Origin of the sequence: Tateyamaria rhodophyticola (assembly GCF_047777875.1) — a bacterium.
GTDB lineage: Bacteria > Pseudomonadota > Alphaproteobacteria > Rhodobacterales > Rhodobacteraceae > Tateyamaria.
This window is the reverse complement of sequence record NZ_CP180519.1, coordinates 26879-39558: the sequence shown is the minus strand read 5'-3', so window position 1 is coordinate 39558 and position 12680 is coordinate 26879. Positions and strand designations below refer to the sequence as shown.

13 protein-coding genes are annotated in these 12680 nt (G+C 59.8%); 11 read left to right on the top strand and 2 right to left on the bottom strand.

All coding sequences use genetic code 11. The features are described 5' to 3' along the window. Positions 1-41: 41 nt before the first annotated feature. From nuoN to ACERHN_RS01435, 6 genes are all read left to right on the top strand, one after another. Positions 42-1487, top strand: coding sequence for an NADH-quinone oxidoreductase subunit NuoN (gene nuoN / locus ACERHN_RS01460; RefSeq protein WP_415920871.1), 1446 nt, complete (start codon positions 42-44; stop codon positions 1485-1487). A gap of 61 nt (positions 1488-1548) precedes the next feature. Then, on the top strand, positions 1549-2268 hold the full coding sequence (locus ACERHN_RS01455; protein ID WP_415920870.1) for a biotin--[acetyl-CoA-carboxylase] ligase: 720 nt from the start codon (positions 1549-1551) through the stop codon (positions 2266-2268). Between the two features lie 12 nt (positions 2269-2280). Continuing rightward, positions 2281-3054: a type III pantothenate kinase gene (locus ACERHN_RS01450; protein WP_415920869.1), complete on the top strand. Its 774-nt coding sequence runs from the start codon at positions 2281-2283 to the stop codon at positions 3052-3054. Positions 3055-3058: 4 nt separating this feature from the next. Continuing rightward, positions 3059-4729 carry a ribonuclease J gene (locus tag ACERHN_RS01445; protein ID WP_415920868.1) on the top strand — a complete coding sequence of 557 codons (1671 nt, stop codon included), beginning with the start codon at positions 3059-3061 and terminating at the stop codon, positions 4727-4729. 469 nt (positions 4730-5198) lie between these two features. Beyond that, positions 5199-5672 (top strand): carboxymuconolactone decarboxylase family protein, encoded by a 474-nt coding sequence (locus tag ACERHN_RS01440; RefSeq protein ID WP_415920867.1) that lies wholly within the window; start codon positions 5199-5201, stop codon positions 5670-5672. 48 nt (positions 5673-5720) lie between these two features. After that, on the top strand, positions 5721-6314 hold the full coding sequence (locus tag ACERHN_RS01435; RefSeq protein WP_415920866.1) for a flavodoxin family protein: 594 nt from the start codon (positions 5721-5723) through the stop codon (positions 6312-6314). Between the two features lie 130 nt (positions 6315-6444). Here the strand turns inward: ACERHN_RS01435 and ACERHN_RS01430 are convergent, their stop codons facing one another. Continuing rightward, positions 6445-7350 carry a LysR family transcriptional regulator gene (locus ACERHN_RS01430; RefSeq protein WP_415920865.1) on the bottom strand — a complete coding sequence of 302 codons (906 nt, stop codon included), beginning with the start codon at positions 7348-7350 and terminating at the stop codon, positions 6445-6447. Positions 7351-7534: 184 nt separating this feature from the next. Between ACERHN_RS01430 and ACERHN_RS01425 the strand changes: the two genes are divergently transcribed. The 5 genes from ACERHN_RS01425 to ACERHN_RS01405 all read left to right on the top strand — a co-directional run bounded on the left by ACERHN_RS01425 (position 7535) and on the right by ACERHN_RS01405 (position 10983). Next, complete coding sequence (locus ACERHN_RS01425) at positions 7535-7915, top strand: nuclear transport factor 2 family protein (protein WP_415920864.1); 381 nt, start codon at positions 7535-7537, stop codon at positions 7913-7915. A gap of 4 nt (positions 7916-7919) precedes the next feature. Continuing rightward, complete coding sequence (locus ACERHN_RS01420) at positions 7920-8141, top strand: tautomerase family protein (RefSeq protein ID WP_415920863.1); 222 nt, start codon at positions 7920-7922, stop codon at positions 8139-8141. A 154-nt stretch (positions 8142-8295) separates the two neighbouring features. Continuing rightward, positions 8296-9174, top strand: coding sequence for a DMT family transporter (locus ACERHN_RS01415; RefSeq protein WP_415920862.1), 879 nt, complete (start codon positions 8296-8298; stop codon positions 9172-9174). 81 nt (positions 9175-9255) lie between these two features. Further along, a complete protein-coding gene (cysE, locus tag ACERHN_RS01410; protein WP_415920861.1) occupies positions 9256-9990 on the top strand; it encodes a serine O-acetyltransferase in 735 nt (244 codons plus the stop codon). 33 nt (positions 9991-10023) lie between these two features. Next, positions 10024-10983, top strand: coding sequence for an MBL fold metallo-hydrolase (locus tag ACERHN_RS01405; RefSeq protein ID WP_415920860.1), 960 nt, complete (start codon positions 10024-10026; stop codon positions 10981-10983). A gap of 267 nt (positions 10984-11250) precedes the next feature. On the opposite strand, the gene ACERHN_RS01400 is transcribed toward ACERHN_RS01405, so the two are convergent. Continuing rightward, positions 11251-12675, bottom strand: a complete 1425-nt coding sequence (locus ACERHN_RS01400) for a DEAD/DEAH box helicase (RefSeq protein ID WP_415920859.1) — start codon at positions 12673-12675, stop codon at positions 11251-11253. Positions 12676-12680 lie beyond the last annotated feature (5 nt).

The following is a 12680-nucleotide window of genomic DNA, read 5'->3' as shown; positions in this document are numbered from 1 at the left end:
TGTTTTATGTCCTACCACTCCGTTACTTGAGGACCTGACCAATGGCTGCTGACCTCACAATCATTCTGCCCGAAATCCTGCTGGCCTGTTTTGCAATGCTGGGCCTGCTCGGCGCAGTCTATACGTCCAAGGACGGGATGGCCTCGCCTCTGGTGTGGGCGACGTCCGCGGTGTTCCTTGCGATTGCCGTTTGGATCGGGTTCGCGGGCGAGGGGACAAACGTCGCCTTCGGTGGCATGTTCGTGGACGACGCGTTTTCGCGCTTTGCCAAGGTGACGATCCTTGTGTCTGCGGCGGCGGTTCTGCTGATGTCCGAAGGGTACATGTCGCAGCGCGGATTGCTCCGGTTCGAATACCCGATGCTGGTCGCACTGGCGGCCGTGGGCATGATGATGATGGTGTCGGCGGGCGATCTGATGGCGCTCTATATGGGGCTTGAACTGCAGTCGCTGGCGCTTTACGTCGTCGCGTCGCTGCGCCGGGATTCGGTGAAATCGACCGAAGCCGGGCTGAAGTATTTTGTGCTGGGCGCTTTGTCGTCCGGTCTGCTGCTCTATGGTGCGTCTTTGATCTATGGCTATGCCGGGACCACGCTGTTTTCGGGCATCATCCAGGTGGCGTCGGATGACGTGTCGCTGGGCCTGCTCTTTGGTCTGGTGTTCCTGATGGCGGGCTTTGCGTTCAAGGTCTCGGCCGTGCCGTTCCACATGTGGACGCCGGATGTCTACGAAGGCTCGCCCACTCCGGTCACAGCCTTTTTTGCCACCGCGCCCAAGGTTGCGGCCATGGCGCTCTTTGCGCGCGTGATGCATGACGCCTTTGGCGGGGCGGTTGCGGATTGGCAGCAGGTGATGTCGTTGCTGGCGGTTCTGTCGATGTTCCTCGGCGCGTTTGCCGCGATTGGTCAGACCAATATCAAGCGGCTGATGGCGTTTTCGTCCATCGCGCATATGGGCTATGCCCTGATGGGCCTGGCGGCGGGCACCGTTCTGGGTGTGCAGGCGATGCTGATCTATATGGCGATTTACGTGACGATGAACGTCGGCACCTTTGCCTTTATCCTGATGATGGAAAAGGATGGGCAGCCGGTGACGGATATCGGCGCGCTGCGGATGTATTACCGCCGCGAGCCGGGCAAGGCGATGGCGATGCTGGTCCTGCTGTTCTCGCTGGCCGGTGTGCCGCCCTTCCTTGGGTTCTTTGGCAAGCTCTATGTGCTGCGCGCCGCCTATGAAGGCGGTCTGGAATGGCTGGCGATTGCGGGTGTGATCGCGTCCGTGATCGGGGCCTATTACTATCTGCGCATCGTGTTCTTCATGTATTTTGGTGACACGCAGGAAGAAGGTCTGAACGGGGGCAAGTCGCCCGTTCTGTGGGGGATGCTGATGGCATCTGCCGTCCTGATGTTCGTGTCGATCCTGCCCATGGTGAACATGTTTGGTGTGGAAAGCGCCGCCGCCGCCGCTGCGTCCGTATTGGTGAACTAGGCGCATCGTGGCAAGCGGGCCCTCCGGGGGGGATTTTTTTGGAACAGAGACGGGGTGGCCGTTGGGCTACGGACGGCGTGTTCTGGCAGAGGTTGATTCGACCCTGAGCGAGGCGGCGCGGATTGCGCCGGAGCTTGCGGGACCGACGTGGATATTGGCGCATCATCAAAGTGCAGCGCGCGGACGACGCGGGCGTGCATGGTCGATGCCGCCTGGGAATTTCGCCGCCACGTTGGTCATGCCGCTTTCCGGTTCTGTCGGGCATGCGGCCTTGCGGTCCTTTGTGATGTCGCTGGCCTTGCGCGATGCGTGCGTGGCGGTGACAGGGCGGGAAGATGCCTTTGCCCTGAAATGGCCCAATGACGTTTTGATGCGGGGCGGCAAGCTGGCTGGCATTCTGCTGGAAACGGTTGCACCGTCGCATCTGGCCATTGGCGTCGGCGTGAACCTTGCCGCGGCGCCGTCGGTGGATGCGGTCGAGCCGGGCGCGGTGCGGCCTGTTGCGCTAAAATCCCTCGGGGTGGATGTGGCGCCGGAGCCGTTTCTCGACCTGCTGGCGGGGGCGTTTGAGCGCTATGAGACGCAGTTTACGACTTTTGGGTTTGCGCCGATCCGCACCGCGTGGCTGGCCCATGCGGCGCGTCTGGGTGAGGTGATCACAGCGCGCGCGACGCGGGATACGCAGACAGGAACGTTTGTGGACGTGGACGCCGATGGGCAACTTGTTCTAGAGACGGCGCGGGGCCGGGTGCACATTCCGGCAGCGGATATCTATTTCTGAAAAGGGGCGCGCATGCTTCTGACCATTGATTGCGGCAACACCAACACCGTGTTTTCCATCTGGGACGGAACGGCGTTCATCGCGACCTGGCGCACCTCGACCGAGTGGCAGCGCACGGCGGACCAGTATTATGTCTGGCTGTCGTCGCTGATGGGATTTCAGAAGCTGGATGTGGAGATCACGGATGTGATCATTTCGTCCACGGTGCCGCGGGTTGTGTTCAACCTGCGCGTTCTGTGCGACCGGTATTTCAACTGCCGCCCGTATGTCGTGGGCAAGCCGGATTGCCTGCTGCCGGCGGATCCGCGGGTGGATGAGGGCACGCAGATCGGCCCGGACCGGTTGGTGAACACCGCCGGAGCCTTTGACCGCTGTGGTGGGGATCTGATCGTTGTGGATTTCGGCACGGCCACGACATTCGATGTGGTGGACGATGACGGCGCTTATGTGGGGGGCGTGATTGCGCCCGGCGTGAACCTCAGCCTTGAGGCGCTGCACAACGCGGCTGCTGCACTTCCCCATGTGGACATCACCAAACCGCAGGCCGTTGTGGGCACCAATACAGTCGCCTGCATGCAGTCTGGCGTGTTTTGGGGTTACGTGGGCCTCGTGCGTGAGATATGTGCCCGGATTAAGGCGGAACGCGCCCGCGACATGCGCGTCATAGCAACGGGGGGCCTTGCGCCGCTGTTTCAAGCGACCGAGACCCTTTTTGACGATTATCAAGACGATTTGACGATGCATGGCCTGACGGTCATCCATCGCTTTAACAAGGAAAATAGCTGAACTTATGAGCAGTGAACGATTGATCTACCTTCCCCTTGGCGGGGCGGGTGAAATTGGCATGAATGCCTATGTGTACGGATATGGGGCCGAGGATGAAGAGCGGCTGATCGTGGTCGATCTGGGCGTGGCCTTCCCGGATATGGACGGCTCGCCCGGTGTGGACCTGATCCTGCCGGATGTGGAGTGGCTGGCCGAACGCCGTGACCGGATCGAAGCGGTGTTTGTCACCCACGCGCATGAGGACCATGTGGGCGCTGTGTCGCATACCTACGAACGTCTGGGCGCGCCGATCTATGCACGGCCCTTCACCGCCAATATCGCGCGGCGCAAGATGGGCGAATATGGCCATCCGGATGAGGCGGTGCGTGTCGCCGCCGCGTGGCCGGATCAGGTGCAGGCGGGGCCGTTCAAGGTCGGGTTCCTGCCGATGTCCCATTCGATCCCGGAAAGTGCGGCACTGGTGATCGACACGCCTCAGGGCCGTGTCATCCACTCCGGCGATTTCAAGCTCGATGAGACGCCCGTTGTGGGTGAGCCGTTTGATCCCGGCCTCTGGGCCGAGGTGTCAAAGACCGGTGTGAAGGCGCTGATCTGCGATTCGACCAATGTGTTTTCGCCCGATCCCGGCCGGTCCGAGGCGAGTGTTGGCCCGCAGATCGAGGAGCTGGTGCGCGGGCATGACACGGGCATGGTGGTCGCGACCACCTTTGCCTCCAACGTGGCGCGGGTCAAAACGCTGGCCGAAGCGGGGGCCAAGGCGGGGCGGTCCATCGTCCTGTTGGGCCGCGCAATGCGCCGTATGATCGAGGCGGCGGTTGAGACGGGCGTGCTGCGGGATTTCCCGCCCACCGTCAGCCCCGAAGACGCCAAGAACATTCCGCGCGAAAACCTCATGCTGCTTGTCACCGGCTCTCAGGGCGAGCGGCGCGCGGCGTCGGCGCAGCTGGCCAATGGCAAGTATATGGGGCTGGAGTTGAAGGAAGGGGACCTGTTCCTGTTTTCTTCCAAGACCATTCCGGGCAACGAAAAAGGTGTGATCCGCATCATGAACCAGCTCTCTGAGAAGGGCGTGGACGTGGTGGATGACAGTTCGGGCCTGTACCACGTGTCGGGGCACGCCAACCGCCCCGATCTGGAGCGGTTGCAGGACATCGTGAACCCGCAGATCGTCGTGCCGATGCACGGCGAACACCGCCATCTGCGTGCGCATGTCAAGCTGGCCGAAGCCAAGGGGCGGGCAGGGGTTCTCGCCGTGAATGGCATGATGATCGACCTGAGCGGCAATGCCCCCAAGGTAGCAGGCTATGTCGAGACGGGGCGCACCTATCTGGATGGGTCGGTGCAGATCGGCGCGCTGGATGGTGTGGTGCGGGACCGGATCCGTATGGCACTGAACGGGCACGTGACCGTGACGCTGATCCTTGATGAAGAGGACGAACCGTTGGGCGAGCCATGGTGCGAGTTGATCGGTTTGCCCGACACGGGCCGGTCCAATGCTGCGCTGGTGGATGTGCTGGAAGCGGACCTGAGCCAATTTCTGGGGCGCGCGGATGCCAAAACACTGCGGGACGACGACAGCCTAAACGAAGCGCTGCGGCGCATCGTGCGCAAGACTGCGCAGGACGAGATTGGCAAGAAACCCGAAGTGACAGTGGTCACCAGCCGGATGCATTGATGTTTTTGGGCGGCCGCCCTTTACAGGGCGGCTGCGCGCCCAAAGTGTGGGATCCTGCAAGCAGTGCGAATGACGGCTTTGAGCCCAAAGTGCATGATGCTGCGCTTTGCATTAATGTCTGCTCTCAAGCCGTTTACTGAACTGCAGGGAAAGCCTGTGAGGATCCCAAACCTCCCAAAAGCCATACTCGGAACAAAGATCCTTGGACCTTAAAAACCGTTGCGGTTCTGGCGGTTCAACGAATGTGGGTCGGGGATGCCTCGCTTTCTTGAACACCATTGATGATCTGTTTTTTGGATCATGGTGGTGAGAACTCGATATTATCATTCGGCACTCTTCATCTCTACGTTCACCCACGCCACCAAATTGGCGTGGCATGGGACACGTTTTGGCCAATCGAGAAAGGCGCTTGAATTCACATTCCGCCCGACGGGCTGGACTGAGCGCACAGAAGAAAGAGGAGACAAAGGTGACGAAAGAACAGATCCAACGCGTAGATCATTTCGGCGTCGCGTCAGAGCTGTTTCAGCCAATGCTGGATCAGGAAAAACTACTCCGGCAAAGCGGGCTGGAACACAGTCTGATCGACTTGGTGAAACTGCGTACTTCACAGATCAACGGCTGCGCCTATTGTATCAATATGCACTGGCAGGATGCGATCGCCAAAGGAGAACGCGCGGAACGCCTTTACCTGTTGGACGCTTGGCAGGACGCATCTGTCTATTCTGAACGAGAAGTTGCTGCCCTCGCGTGGACAGAAGCCCTTACGCACATTGAAACCTCGCGCGCATCTGATGCGGATTACGCGCAAATTGAGGCGCACTTCAGCCCCCGGGAACAGGTCGCTCTCAGTCTGGTGATCAACGCCATCAATGCCTGGAATCGGATCGCGATCGGCTTCCGAATGCCACACGGACTGCCAAAAGCGGCGCAAGCTGCATAAAACCTTAGTCCCCCTGGAACGTCGGGACGTTATGCAATGGAGATTACAATGGTAAAGATAGCAATCGTTTATCACAGTGGGTATGGGCACACGGCGGTTCAGGCCGAAGCGGTCTGTCGCGGTGCAAGGGAGGTTTCAGGGGCCGAGGTGGCCCTGATCCCTGCCGAAGAACATGACCAATACTGGGACGTGATAGATGCGGCGGACGCGATCATTTTCGGATCGCCCACCTATTTCGGAAGCGCGTCGGCGCAGTTCAAAGCCTTCCTCGATGCGACGTCCGCGCGGTGGCTGGAAGGCCGCTGGGCGAACAAGTTGGCTGCCGGCTTCACGGTTTCTGCGGGCATGAGCGGTGACAAACTGGCCACGCTGCAACAGATTAACCATTTTGCCATGCAGCATGGTATGGTTTGGGTCGGGTTGGGGCTGCCACCAGGGAACAACACCAGCGCGGGTTCCCCCGACGATCTGAACCGACTTGGCGGTTTTCTGGGCGCCATGGCGCAGGCCGACGCCGACGTTCCGCCGGAGGTGGCGCCCGCTGGTTCGGACCTCGGAACAGCCGAACACCTTGGAAAGCGTGTTGCTGAGGCAGCGGTCCGCTGGATCTCTGGTCAAGTCACGGAGGCCGCCGCCGCCTGAGGCAAGAGATCGACGTACTTGTCCTCCCGCTCGGACGATTGTTGCGTCCGTTGACCACGCAGAACACTTGTCCGAAGGCTGCCCGGTGCAGGCTTCGGACATCGTCTTTGCGGGCCGTGTGTCAAACGTTTTAGTCTGGCGAAGCTCCGCCCACCTTGCCCGCACGCGTTTCAATGGCGGTCCAGATCGCGGTCATGACCTTACCCATGGGTCTGTCACGTCGCCGGATCGCAAAAATCTCCGTATGGCGTGGCGGGAAACCATCGACGCTCAGCGGGACGAGCGTGCCCGACGCCAGGTCATCCTGCATCATGTGGTCCGGGATCCCACCCCAGCCGAGCCCGGCCTTGATGATAGATTTTTTGGTCTCAAAATCAGACACGGACCAACGCTGCCCGCCGGACAGCACATCCCGGCTTTGATCAAAGTCTTTGCCGCCAGTGCCAGACACGATCACCTGCGTGTAGCCTTGCATCTCGCGCCGGGACCGCACCCCAGCTTTTTCCGCGGCAGGAAAGTCTGCGCTGGCCACGGGGCGTATCGTGATTGATCCAAACGGTAGCGTTTCGACATCGTCTATTGGGACATCCTGAAGGCCTGCAATGATCATATCAGCGCTTTCATCCATCAGACGGGCAAGTGGTCCGCCCATCATCTCGGATGCCACATGTATATTTGTGCCGGGATAGGCCTGCCTGATCGACCCCAGCAAGTCCAGGATTGGGTCCAGAGCCATGGTTGCCGTGATCGCGACAGAGATCATCGGCTCTTGCGCACTGCGCAACCCGGCGGCGACGGATTTCAGGGCACGCACCTGTTCCAGCACACGCGCGGTTTCGCGATAAAACACGTCACCTTCGGGGGTCAGGCGCGGGCGATAGGCGTCACGTGACAGCACATCAAACCCAAGCTCGTCCTCCAGTTTTCGAATTTGGTGACTGACGGCAGACTGCGCCTTGTTCAGTCTTTCGGCAGCGGCCCGAAAGGTGCCAGTGGCGATGATCGCATCCAGAGCAACAAGCTGGTCCAAGGTCATGTGCGGCCTCATGATCTGAAAATACGATCATAAGCGTGAAAACTCGATATTATCAATAGGTCTTCCGTGGCGCTATCTGAGGTCTGTACCCAAGGACGGAGCCTGACATGAAACCATATGACCCCATCGGCGCATGCCCGCCATCACACGCCAAAGCCGCGTCCGCAGTGGAAGGGCAAGCGCGATGACCGATCCTGACCACCCCGAAATCCATGACCTGATGGAGCGCTATTTTGAGGGGCTTTATCAATCCGATGGCACGATCCTGCGCCACGTGTTCCACGACGATTTGGCCTATGTGAACGGTACTGCTGGCACCTATGAGCACATGGATCTTGAGGCCTACATGGCGCGGATTGATGCACGCACGCCGCCCGCCTCACGGGGGGACCCGCGTGAGGAAGTGATCGAGCGCATAACGCTGAAGGGCGACCGGATCGGGTTGGTCGAGGCGCGAATGACCATGCTGGGTCGCAACTATCAGGACCTTTTGACGGTCATCCACACCGCCAGCGGATGGCGCGTCCTGACCAAGGTTTTCTCATTTGTCGAACGAAAGGACTAAGACGATGCCCTATGTGAACATCAAGGTGACCCAAGAAGGCGGGCCAAACGGCACCGGCCCTTCTCCGGATGAAAAGGCTCAGCTTGTGGCGGGGGTCACCGATCTCCTTGAACAGGTGCTGAACAAAAATCCGGCAACAACCTTTGTCGTGATTGACGAAGTGCCGTTGGACAATTGGGGAATGAGCGGCAGGCAGGTCAGTCAAATCCGCGCCGAAAAATCCTAAAGAAACCAGATGCTTATTGTACATGAGAACCGGCATGCCTTCGTGTACGCCGCGCAAGAGGAATGACCTCATGGGCCGTCAGGAACCACCCAACTGCCGCCTTCGCAGCAGGACATATTCGGACCAAATTTCGCGACTTGTTGGCTATGCCTGGATGTCGGTTGCCATATTGATCTGGGCCAGTTGGTTGGTCCTGACATCTTCGGGCGTGACGACCGATCTGACGCCTGTCGATCTGGCTGGTCTGCGGGCGCTGGTTCCGGCGGTTGTACTGGCACCGATGCTCTGGCGTCATCGTCAGGACATCTTGCAATTTGGCCCTTCAAAGATCCTGCTTCTGTCGCTTTATGGAGCGCCATTTACGCTGTGCGTCGGGTACGGGCTGAGCTATGCGCCGGTAGCGCATGCGGGTGCGATGGTACCCGGCCTGATGCCCGTTGTGGTCACTGTCGTGGGATTTCTTGCACTGGGTCAACGCCTGTCAGCCCCCTTGATCTTGTCTGCCCTGCTGATTGTGACAGGGGCATCGGCAATCGTCTTTCGGCCGTCCGATACATCGTCGATGGAAGAGATTTGGATCGGACATACCCTGTTTCTAACCGGCGCAGTATTCTGGGCCAGTTTCACCCTGACAGTGCGCCGCTATGCTATCTCTCCCTTTCTGGCCACCGCGCTTGTCGGTGCGGTTTCTGCCATTGGTCTTACGCCAATATGGGTGCTGTCCGGTTTGTCGTCCTTGGGAGCAGCCTCCATAACCGACATCGCGTTTCAGGTCTTTTTCCAAGGCGTCATTACGGGTTTGGTGTCGCTTTACGCCTTTGGCGAAGCGCTCCGGCGGCTGGGCCTTGTTGCGACGCGCCTGTCGGCTTTGACCCCGGCTGTGGCGACACTTCTTGCGGTTCCAATCCTGTCCCAGGTTCCGGACAGGGTCGAGGTTGCGGCACTCGGGCTCGTCGTTGTTGGCTTGCTGATCGCGTCGATGCCGATGCGCCGAGCCCGATCGCAGGTCCTCCATCCCGTGCCTCAGAAATAGGAGGTGACCTTGTCCAACGCAGAAACGCCTCCGGCGGACGCAAAAGAGGTTTGGCGCGATCTGGGGCGGGAACTTGATGCAATGGCCCGTCAGGAACCCGCTTTGGCTGGATATCTGAAGCGGCTCACCTTCCCGCGCCAAAGTCCGCAACAGGTGCTGGCACTGCGCCTCGCGCAAGGTTTGGCCCACCCGGATATGAGCGCAGATCACCTCTCGGCGATCCTTATGGAAGCTTTGCAATCGCGCCCATGCATAGCCAACGCCGCAGCGCAGGATTTGGTCGCCATTCGATCAAACGATCCTGCAAGCCGCACATACGCCAATGCGTTTCTTAACTTCGGTGGCTTTCACGCCGTGCAAGTTGCCCGCATGGCCCATGCGTTTTGGCACGACAGTCGTGTTGATCTGGCGGTCTGGCTTTCAAATCGCGCATCCGTCGCGTTTGGCCCCGACATACATCCCGCCGCGCAACTTGGGACGGGCATCATGCTGGACCATGGCGCGGGCATCGTAATCGGTGAAACGGCGGTGGTCGAAGATGACGTAACCATTTTGCAAAATGTCACTTTGGGGGGCACCGGCAAGATACGTGGCGACCGTCACCCCAAAGTGCGCCGGGGCGTCATGATTGGCGCGGGCGCCAATATCCTGGGCAATATCGAACTTGGCGCGTTCAGCAAGATCGCCGCAGGCAGCGTCGTGCTAAAAAACGTGCCCGCCCGCTGCACCGTCGCCGGCGTTCCCGCTCAGATCGTCAGGCTGCACCAGGCCACCGAATTCACAGCGGATCACAGGCAACCCCACCGGGTTTGCTGAGGTCTATCCCCAGAACCCAAGAAGGAACATACCATGACACATCTCACGCGCCGCGCTGTTGCAAAGGCGGGTCTGGGACTTTTTGCCACCGGCGCAATACCAGCCACCGTTGCCGCGCAAACACCAGCACCGGAGGCCGAGCCCATGTCGCTTTACCAAACGAGGCTCGGCCGTTTTCGCCTGACGGCTTTGATGGATGGGCTGGCCCCGCTGACACGCCAGCACTTCTTTGGAGAAGACGAAGCGTTGATCGACGGGGCGCTCAGCGCGTTTGGCGTGCCCGCCACCGACATGTCCGTGCCGCTGAATGTCTACCTGTTGCAATCGCGGGACGAGACCATTCTGATTGATGCCGGGATGGGCGCGTTCGACCTGTTGGGGCCAGGCTTTGGCCATATCATTGCCGGGCTCAGGGCGGTTGGCCTGGGTCCCGATGACATCACAAAAATCGTTGTGACCCATGCACATCCCGATCATGTTGGCGGGTTGATTTCAGAAGGGCGCGCGGTGTTTGAGACCGCAGAACTGGTGATCGCTGACCGAGAATACACCTTCTGGACAGATGCGGCCAACTACGCCCGGGCACCCGAAGGAATGCGGCCTTTGTTCGACATGGCCCGATCCGCGCTTGCCCCATACGCAGACCGCCTGGTTGTCGTACAAAACAGGGCAGAGGTTGGACCCGGACTGACGCTTGAACTGTCGCCAGGGCACACGCCTGGACATTCCATCTTGCACCTTGATGGTGGCGATCAAGAGCTGCTGTTTATAGCGGACACTGTCCACAATGCGGAGTTGCATACAGCGCTTCCGCAGACCGGTTTCGGATTTGACAGCGACCCGGCTGAGGCTGCAACCGCCCGGCTACGGGTGTTTGACCGGGCCGCAAGCGATCAGATCCTGATTGCGGGGGCGCATATTCATTTCCCCGGTTTCGGGCGTTTCACAAGAAGCGGGGATGCATACCGCTATCTGCCCGCGTCGTGGCTTTGAGGTGAGATTTCGGCGGCCAAGCGGGAGCAGACACATTCGGTGATACTGCTGCGATCAAGTTCACATCATTTGGTTTTGATAGTGCCGCCAAGTTTTATCAGAGGAGAGAACGACGCCGGTGCAACTTCCTATCAAGATCGCCGTGGTTGTGCCGAGCCGACATTCGATGAGCGCAAGTCAAAGTCGGCTCTGTCCCGCGCACCTGACAAGCAAAGGCTTCAAACAGCTTGCTCAACCTCTTTTCAAGGGCGTTGAGCAAGAAGTAGGTTAGCTCGCCATACGCTCTTCAAAGCTCAGCTCGATAAAGCTGGGCGTGTGTTCGCCAAGGCCGACAACCTTGTTGCCACCACGGTCGTCACGACCCGAAGACCGACCGCGGCCACCACGGCTGCGCGATGGTTTGGGCGCGTCGTCCGCCTTGATCTCTTCCACGGGTTCTTCGGCTTGCGCTTCGGGTTTGTCGTCGGACTTGGCCGACTTGCGCGAACGGGTCCGTTTCGGCTTTTCTTCGGTGGTCTCTTCGGCCACGGCGGGCTTGGCGGATTTCACCGGGCTTTCCAGCCGCGGGATTTCCTTCTGGATCAGCTTTTCCACCGCATCGAACTGCTTTTCGTCGCGGGGGATGCAGATGGTGATCGCCTTGCCTTCGCGACCCGCACGCCCTGTGCGGCCAATACGGTGCACGTAGTCTTCGGGGTGGCCCGGAACATCAAAGTTGAACACATGGCTGACCGACGGCACGTCCAGACCCCGCGCGGCCACGTCAGAGGCCACGAGGATGCGCAATTCGCCATTGCGAAAGCCGTCCAGTGTGCGTGTGCGTTGGGATTGGTCCAGATCGCCGTGGATTGGCGCGGCATCATATTTGTATTTTTTCAAGGACTTGGCGACGATATCCACATCCGTCTTGCGGTTGCAGAAGATGATCGCGTTGGTCAGCTTTTCGCCCTCACCATCGATCAGTCCACGCAGCACCTTGCGCTTTTCGCTCGCCTCGCGGTCGCGGCGCGAGCCTTTGAACATCACCACACCCTGTTCGATGGTCTCGGAGGCGGTGGCCTGTCGGGCGACCTCAACCCGGGCGGGATTGCTGAGGAACGTGTTGGTGATCCGTTCAATCTCGGGCGCCATGGTGGCGGAGAAAAACAGCGTCTGGCGGGTAAAGGGTGTCAGACCAAAGATGCGTTCGATGTCCGGGATAAAGCCCATGTCGAGCATCCGGTCGGCCTCATCCACCACCATCACCTTGACGTCCGACAGGATCAGCTTGCCGCGCTCAAAGTGGTCCAGCAGACGGCCCGGCGTGGCGATCAGAACGTCAACGCCCTTGTCGATGGCCAGATCCTGTTCCTTGAAGCTGACACCGCCGATAAGCAGCGCTTTGGTCAGTTTGACGTATTTGGAATAGGTGTCGAAGTTCTCGGCCACCTGCGCGGCCAGTTCACGTGTGGGGCAGAGCACGAGGCTGCGCGGCATGCGCGCACGGGCGCGCCCACGCGCAAGGGCCGTAATCATCGGCAATGTGAAGCTTGCGGTTTTGCCGGTGCCCGTCTGTGCGATGCCCAACACGTCCCGCCCTGCGAGCGCGTGTGGAATCGCATCGGCCTGAATGGGCGTCGGGCTTTCGTAACCGGCCTCTTCGACCGCTTTCAACACTTTCGGATTAAGATCCAGATCAGAGAATTTTGTCATTTATG

What these genes read in the sequence shown, in the direction of transcription:
- ACERHN_RS01445 (WP_415920868.1), top strand. Translation starts at nt 3,059, where the DNA reads ATGAGCAGTGAACGATTGATCTACCTTCCCCTTGGCGGGGCGGGTGAA.
- ACERHN_RS01430 (WP_415920865.1), bottom strand. Translation starts at nt 7,350, where the DNA reads ATGACCTTGGACCAGCTTGTTGCTCTGGATGCGATCATCGCCACTGGC.
- cysE (WP_415920861.1), top strand. Translation starts at nt 9,256, where the DNA reads ATGGCCCGTCAGGAACCCGCTTTGGCTGGATATCTGAAGCGGCTCACC.
- nuoN (WP_415920871.1), top strand. Translation starts at nt 42, where the DNA reads ATGGCTGCTGACCTCACAATCATTCTGCCCGAAATCCTGCTGGCCTGT.
- ACERHN_RS01405 (WP_415920860.1), top strand. Translation starts at nt 10,024, where the DNA reads ATGACACATCTCACGCGCCGCGCTGTTGCAAAGGCGGGTCTGGGACTT.
- ACERHN_RS01435 (WP_415920866.1), top strand. Translation starts at nt 5,721, where the DNA reads ATGGTAAAGATAGCAATCGTTTATCACAGTGGGTATGGGCACACGGCG.
- ACERHN_RS01425 (WP_415920864.1), top strand. Translation starts at nt 7,535, where the DNA reads ATGACCGATCCTGACCACCCCGAAATCCATGACCTGATGGAGCGCTAT.
- ACERHN_RS01450 (WP_415920869.1), top strand. Translation starts at nt 2,281, where the DNA reads ATGCTTCTGACCATTGATTGCGGCAACACCAACACCGTGTTTTCCATC.
- ACERHN_RS01420 (WP_415920863.1), top strand. Translation starts at nt 7,920, where the DNA reads ATGCCCTATGTGAACATCAAGGTGACCCAAGAAGGCGGGCCAAACGGC.
- ACERHN_RS01415 (WP_415920862.1), top strand. Translation starts at nt 8,296, where the DNA reads ATGTCGGTTGCCATATTGATCTGGGCCAGTTGGTTGGTCCTGACATCT.
- ACERHN_RS01400 (WP_415920859.1), bottom strand. Translation starts at nt 12,675, where the DNA reads ATGACAAAATTCTCTGATCTGGATCTTAATCCGAAAGTGTTGAAAGCG.